At 72.8% G+C, this 5,487-nt stretch carries 6 protein-coding genes and 1 pseudogene; 3 read left to right on the top strand and 4 right to left on the bottom strand.

The window, feature by feature from the left end; translation table 11 throughout:
- Positions 1–121: 121 nt before the first annotated feature.
- The 3 genes from KIK08_RS37045 to KIK08_RS37035 all read right to left on the bottom strand — a co-directional run bounded on the left by KIK08_RS37045 (position 122) and on the right by KIK08_RS37035 (position 1,997).
- A complete protein-coding gene (locus tag KIK08_RS37045; protein WP_305849629.1) occupies positions 122–466 on the bottom strand; it encodes a thioredoxin family protein in 345 nt (114 codons plus the stop codon).
- A gap of 9 nt (positions 467–475) precedes the next feature.
- Positions 476–844, bottom strand: coding sequence for a MerR family transcriptional regulator (locus KIK08_RS37040; protein ID WP_214407979.1), 369 nt, complete (start codon positions 842–844; stop codon positions 476–478).
- A gap of 121 nt (positions 845–965) precedes the next feature.
- Entirely contained in the window at positions 966–1,997 is a 1,032-nt protein-coding gene (locus KIK08_RS37035) for a LacI family DNA-binding transcriptional regulator (RefSeq protein WP_408004788.1), read from the bottom strand.
- Positions 1,998–2,166: 169 nt separating this feature from the next.
- Here KIK08_RS37035 and KIK08_RS37030 point away from each other — a divergent pair, with 169 nt between their 5' ends.
- The 3 genes from KIK08_RS37030 to KIK08_RS37020 are packed head-to-tail and all read left to right on the top strand — an operon-like array spanning position 2,167 to position 5,050.
- The gene (locus tag KIK08_RS37030; RefSeq protein WP_214407978.1) at positions 2,167–3,225 is read left to right on the top strand and encodes a sugar ABC transporter substrate-binding protein; all 1,059 of its coding nucleotides are present in this window, start codon (positions 2,167–2,169) and stop codon (positions 3,223–3,225) included.
- Between the two features lie 2 nt (positions 3,226–3,227).
- The gene (locus tag KIK08_RS37025; protein ID WP_308258130.1) at positions 3,228–4,238 is read left to right on the top strand and encodes an ABC transporter permease; all 1,011 of its coding nucleotides are present in this window, start codon (positions 3,228–3,230) and stop codon (positions 4,236–4,238) included.
- A gap of 38 nt (positions 4,239–4,276) precedes the next feature.
- Positions 4,277–5,050 (top strand): ATP-binding cassette domain-containing protein, encoded by a 774-nt coding sequence (locus KIK08_RS37020; RefSeq protein ID WP_214407980.1) that lies wholly within the window; start codon positions 4,277–4,279, stop codon positions 5,048–5,050.
- Positions 5,051–5,130: 80 nt separating this feature from the next.
- Here KIK08_RS37020 and KIK08_RS37015 read toward each other — a convergent pair.
- A pseudogene (locus tag KIK08_RS37015) lies at positions 5,131–5,487 on the bottom strand (DNA polymerase Y family protein); the annotation flags it as partial.

The raw sequence follows: 5,487 nt of genomic DNA, 5'->3' as shown, positions 1-5,487 counted from the left end.
TCCTGGGGTTGTGTGTGGGTGCCGTCAGACAGCTCCACACCACACCGGGAGGTCCTCGCCTATCAAGATCAGCTAGATCGTGTCGTCACATGATCTCGACCAACGTCTCCGGTCAGTACAGCTAGCCGACCGCCGGCAGGTGCTCCCCGAACGCCCGCAGCAGCGCGGCCTTCGGGCGGGCGCCGGTCAGCCGGGCGACGACGGCGCCGTCGCGGTAGAGGTTCAGCGTCGGCATCCCCAGCACGCCGTAGGCGGAGGCGGTGCGCGGGTTCTCGTCCACGTCGAGCTGGGCGACGACGACGCGCCCGGCCAGCTCGCCGGCCAGCTCGCGCAGCACCGGCTCGATCATCCGGCAGGGCGGGCACCAGGACGCGGTGAACTCCAGCAGCACCGGCAGCTCGGAGCGCAGCACGAGCTCGTCGAACGTGGCGTCGGTGACGCGGACCAGGGACTCGGTGGTGGTCATCCGGACTCCTCAGCAGGTCAGGTGGCAGCGCGGGGCGGGAGCGTCGAGCTGGTCGGCCAGCTCGGCGCGGACCGCGCGCAGGCGGTCGATCAGGTCGTCGACCTCGGCGAGCTTGCGTAGCTGCACGGCGCGGGCGTCGGGGCAACTGGTGCCGGTGGGGTGCCCGGCGCGCAGGCAGTCGAGGAAGGGGCGGGTCTCCTCCAGCGCGAAGCCGAGCTCGACCAGGTCGCGGATCTCGGCGAGCAGCCGCAGGTCGGCCTCGTCGTACTCGCGGTAGCCGTTCGCCCGTCGCCGGGCCGGCAGCAGGCCCAGCTCCTCGTAGTGGCGCAGGGTCCGGGTGCTCACCCCGGCCCGCTCGCTCAGCTCGCCGATCCGCACCCCACCGACGCTAGACCTTCACGTCCACGAGAACGCCAGCTCGAACCCCCGTCGAGAACGACGTTGTCGTCCGTTGGACCGGTCCACAATCACGACAACTTCGTTCTCGACGGGAGGGGGCTCAGGGGGGTGGGAGCTCGCCGGAGCCGCGGCGGACCAGGGTCGTGGGCACCAGCCGGGTCCGCGGCGGGCCGGCGTCGCCGGCGATGCGGGAGAACAGCAGCCCGGCCGCGATCCGCCCGATGGCCGCCGGGTCCTGCGCCACCACCGTGACGCCGGGCGAGAGCAGATCGGCCAGCGGGAAGTCGTCGAACCCGACCAGGGCGACCACGTGCTCCAGGCCCATCCGGCGCAGTGCCCGCACCGCGCCGACCGTCACCATGTTCTGCGCGGTGAACAGCGCCGTCGGCGGCCGCGGCCCGGACAGCAGCGCGGTGACCGCGCCGTCGGCGTCGGCCGGGGTGCGCAGGTCGTGCACCACGAGCCGCGGGTCGACCGGCGCGCCCGCCGCCGCCAGCCCGTCGCGGTAGCCCTCGAACCGCCGGCGCGCGGTGTCGATGGACGGCCGGTCGCCCAGGAAGGCGACGCGCCGGTGCCCCGCCGCGGCCAGGTGGCGCAAGCCGTCGCGGGCGCCGAGGACGTTCGTGGAGACGACCGAGTCGACGTCGAGGTTGCGGGCGGGCCGGTCGACGCAGACGACCGCGGTGCCGGCGCGGACCTCGGCGGCCAGGTGGGACTGGTCGTCGCCGGCCGGGGCGAGCAGCAGGCCGTCGACGTGGCGGGCGCCGAACTCGCGGACGAACCCGCGCTCGCGCCCGGGGTCCTCGTCGAGACTGGCGGAGAAGACCACCACGCCCCGGGGCACGGCCTCGTCCTCGACGGCGCGGGCCAGCGCGGCCGAGAACGGGTTGGCCACGTCCTCCAGCAGCAGCGCGATCGTGGCCGTACGGCGGTCGGTGCGGCGCAGCACGCGGGCCCCCGGGTGGGGCCGGTAGTCGAGGGCCTCCACCGCCGACCGCACACGCGCGGCCAGCTGCGGCGAGACGCCGGGTTCGTCGTTCACGACCCGGGAGACGGTCTTGAAGCTGACGCCGGCGCGCGCGGCCACGTCGCGCATCGTCGGCCTGCGCGCGCGGTCCACGAGGGCCTCCACGGGAGGAGCATTCCATGGTCGACATCGTTGTCAAGATCGCATGCCGCGTAATCGATTCGTTATTGATCGAGTTCACGTCCACGCTTGTGAGTGACGGTATCGGCGGTCACAGTCTCCTGACAACGTTGTCCGCACGGCCCCTGTCGACGATGACGAAAGGTCGCAGCTGATGAGGAATGCCCGGACAGCCCTGCGCCGCGGGGGCGCACTCGCCGCCGGCCTGCTCGCCGCCGCCGCGCTCACCGCGTGCGGTGGCGACAGCGGCGCCGGTGGCGGAGACCGCCCGATCGTCGGCCTGATCACCAAGACCGACACCAACCCGTTCTTCGTCAAGATGAAGGAGGGCGCCCAGCGCGCCGCCGACGCCCAGGGCGTCGAACTGCAGAGCTTCGCCGGCAAGCAGGACGGCGACAACGAGGCCCAGGTGCAGGCCATCGAGACGCTGATCTCGGCGGGCGCGGCCGGCTTCCTGATCACCCCGAGCGACTCCAAGGCGATCGTGCCGGCGCTGGACAAGGCCCGCCAGGCCGGCCTGCTGGTCATCGCGCTGGACACCCAGACCGACCCGCCCGACGCCGCGGACGCCACGTTCGCCACCGACAACTTCCAGGCCGGGCTGCTCATCGGGCAGTGGGCGAAGGCCAAGTTCGAGGCCGCCGGCACCGAGGCCCGGATCGCGCTGCTCGACCTCAACGCCAACCAGGTCTCCGTCGACGTCCAGCGCGACCAGGGCTTCCTGCAGGGCTTCGGCATCGACGTCGGCGACGAGGCCGTCATCGGCGACGAGTCCGACCCGCGCATCGTCGGCCACGACGTCACCGACGGCGCCGAGGAGGGCGGGCGCACGGCGATGGAGAACCTGCTGCAGACGGACCCGACGATCAACCTCGTCTACACGATCAACGAGCCGGCCGCGGCCGGCGCCTACGAGGCGCTCAAGGCGGCCGGTCGCGAGGGCGACGTGACGATCGTGTCCGTCGACGGCGGCTGCCCGGGCGTCGAGGCCGTCAAGTCCGGCCAGATCGGCGCCACCTCCCAGCAGTACCCGCTGGTCATGGCCCAGCAGGGGGTCGAGGCGCTGGCCGCGTTCGCCAAGGACGGCACCAAGCCGGAGGCCACCGCGGGCAAGGACTTCACCGACACCGGGGTCAACCTGATCACCGACCAGCCGCAGTCCGGGGTGACCGCGAAGGACACCGCGTTCGGCGCCGAGAACTGCTGGGGCTGAGCGTGAGCACCGCCACCGGCTTCGAGCAGCGCCGCTCGACCTCGCCCGTCGAGCGCGTGCAGCACGTGCTGCACGCCAACCCGATCCTCGGCCCGCTGGCCGTGCTGGTCCTGGCGATCCTGGTGTTCGCGGTGGTCAGCGGCCGGTTCCTGTCCGCGGCCAACCTCGGGCTGGTGCTCGCCCAGGTCACCGTGATCGCCACCCTGGCCCTGGGCCAGACGCTGGTCATCCTGACCGCCGGCATCGACCTGTCGGTCGGCGCCATCGCGGTGTTCTCCTCGATCCTGATGGCGAACATGGCCACGAAGCTGGGCCTGCCCGGCGTGGTCTCGCTGCTGGTCGGGTTCGTGCTGGGCACCGCGATGGGGGCGCTGAACGGCCTGCTGGTCACCCGGCTCAAGCTGCCGCCGTTCATCGTCACCCTCGGCACGTTGAGCATCTTCTTCTCGCTCAACTCGGTCATCTCGCGCAGCGAGACCGTCCGCGGCGCGGACATGCCGGCGATCATGACCTGGACCGGCGAGACGTTCTCCCTCGGCGGTTTCCGGATCACCTACGGCTCGATCCTCATGCTGCTGCTGTTCGCGTTCTTCTTCTACGCGCTCGGGCACACCGCGTGGGGCAAGCACGTCTACGCCACGGGCGACGACATCGAGGCCGCCCGCCTGGCCGGCATCCGCACCGACCGGGTGCTGCTGTCGGTCTACACGGTGGCCGGGCTGATCTACGCGGTCGGCGCCTGGATCCTGATCGGCCGGCTGGCCTCGGCCAGCCCGAACGTCGGCGTCGAGTACAACCTCGACTCCATCACTGCCGTGGTGCTCGGCGGCACCAGCCTCTTCGGCGGGCGCGGGCTCGTGCTGGGCACGCTGGTCGGGGCGCTGATCGTCGGCGTGTTCCGCAACGGGCTGCAGCTGGGCGGCGTCGACGTCGTCTGGCAGGGCTTCGCGATCGGCCTGCTCGTCCTGGTGGCCGTGGCCATCGACCAGTGGATCAGGAAGGTGCGCGCATGACGGCGGAGTCCCTGGAGAAGGAGGACCGGCCCACCGCGGTGCGCGAGCCGGTGCTGCAGGCCAAGGGCCTGGTCAAGCGGTACGGGCCGGTCACCGCGATCGCCAGCGGCGACCTGGAGCTCTACCCGGGCGAGATCCTGGCCGTGATCGGCGACAACGGGGCCGGCAAGACCAGCCTGATCAAGGCGCTGTGCGGGGCGCTCATCCCGGACAGCGGGCAGATCCTGCTCGACGGGCGCGAGGTGCGCTTCCGCAACCCGATGGACGCCCGCCGCGCCGGCATCGAGACCGTCTACCAGTCGCTGGCCGTCGCGCCCGGCCTCGACATCGCCGACAACCTGTTCCTCGGCCGCGAGGAGCGCAAGCCCGGCATCCTCGGCTCGGTGTTCCGCATGCTCGACCGCAAGCACATGCGGGAGGAGGCGAAGCGGCACATGAGCGAGCTGGGCATCGCCACCCTGCAGAACATCGGGCAGGCCGTGGAGAGCCTGTCCGGCGGACAGCGCCAGGGCGTGGCCGTGGCGCGGTCGGCGGCGTTCGGCAGCAAGGTCGTCATCCTCGACGAGCCGACGGCCGCGCTCGGGGTCAAGGAGGGCAACCGGGTGCTGCAGCTCATCCGCGACGTCCGCGACCGCGGCCTGCCGGTCATCCTGATCAGCCACAACATGCCGCACGTGTTCGAGGTCGCCGACCGCATCCACATCCAGCGGCTGGGCCGGCGGGTCGCGGTGATCACCCCGGAGTCGCACTCGATGTCCGAGGCGGTGGCGATCATGACCGGGGCCGCGGAGCCCTCGCCGCCGGTGGCCTGACCCGGTGACGGGAGTCGGGTGCGGCCCACGACGAACGCGGGCCGCACCCGGCGCCGGACGCCCGATCGAGCTGAACGCCGTCAGTCGTAGACGGCGGCGAGCCACCACCGGTCGTCGCGGACGGTCAGCAGGTAGGCGGCGCCGTCGTCGCAGAGCACCTGCACCCGGCCGGTGGGCCGGCTCTCCCCCGCCCACCAGCGCTGCTGCACCGGCCACGGGCCCGCCCACCCCGCCACCGCCCGGTCGCCGCGCGGGGCGTCGAGGGCCAGGCGCGCGGGCGGCGCCGACAGCCGGTCGGGCTCGATCAGCCGGACCGGGTGACCCTCGCCGTCGACCACCCCGACCGGCACCGGCTGCGGGAGCACCGTCGCCGGGGAGGGCGCGGGCAGGCGCCCGGGCCAGGGCGGCGGCGGCTCCCGCAGGGGCGCGCTCGGGGT

Source organism: Pseudonocardia lacus (assembly GCF_018531445.1).
Taxonomy (GTDB): domain Bacteria; phylum Actinomycetota; class Actinomycetes; order Mycobacteriales; family Pseudonocardiaceae; genus Pseudonocardia; species Pseudonocardia lacus.
Note: the sequence above shows the minus strand (reverse complement) of the source record. Positions and strands in the feature narration are given on the sequence as shown.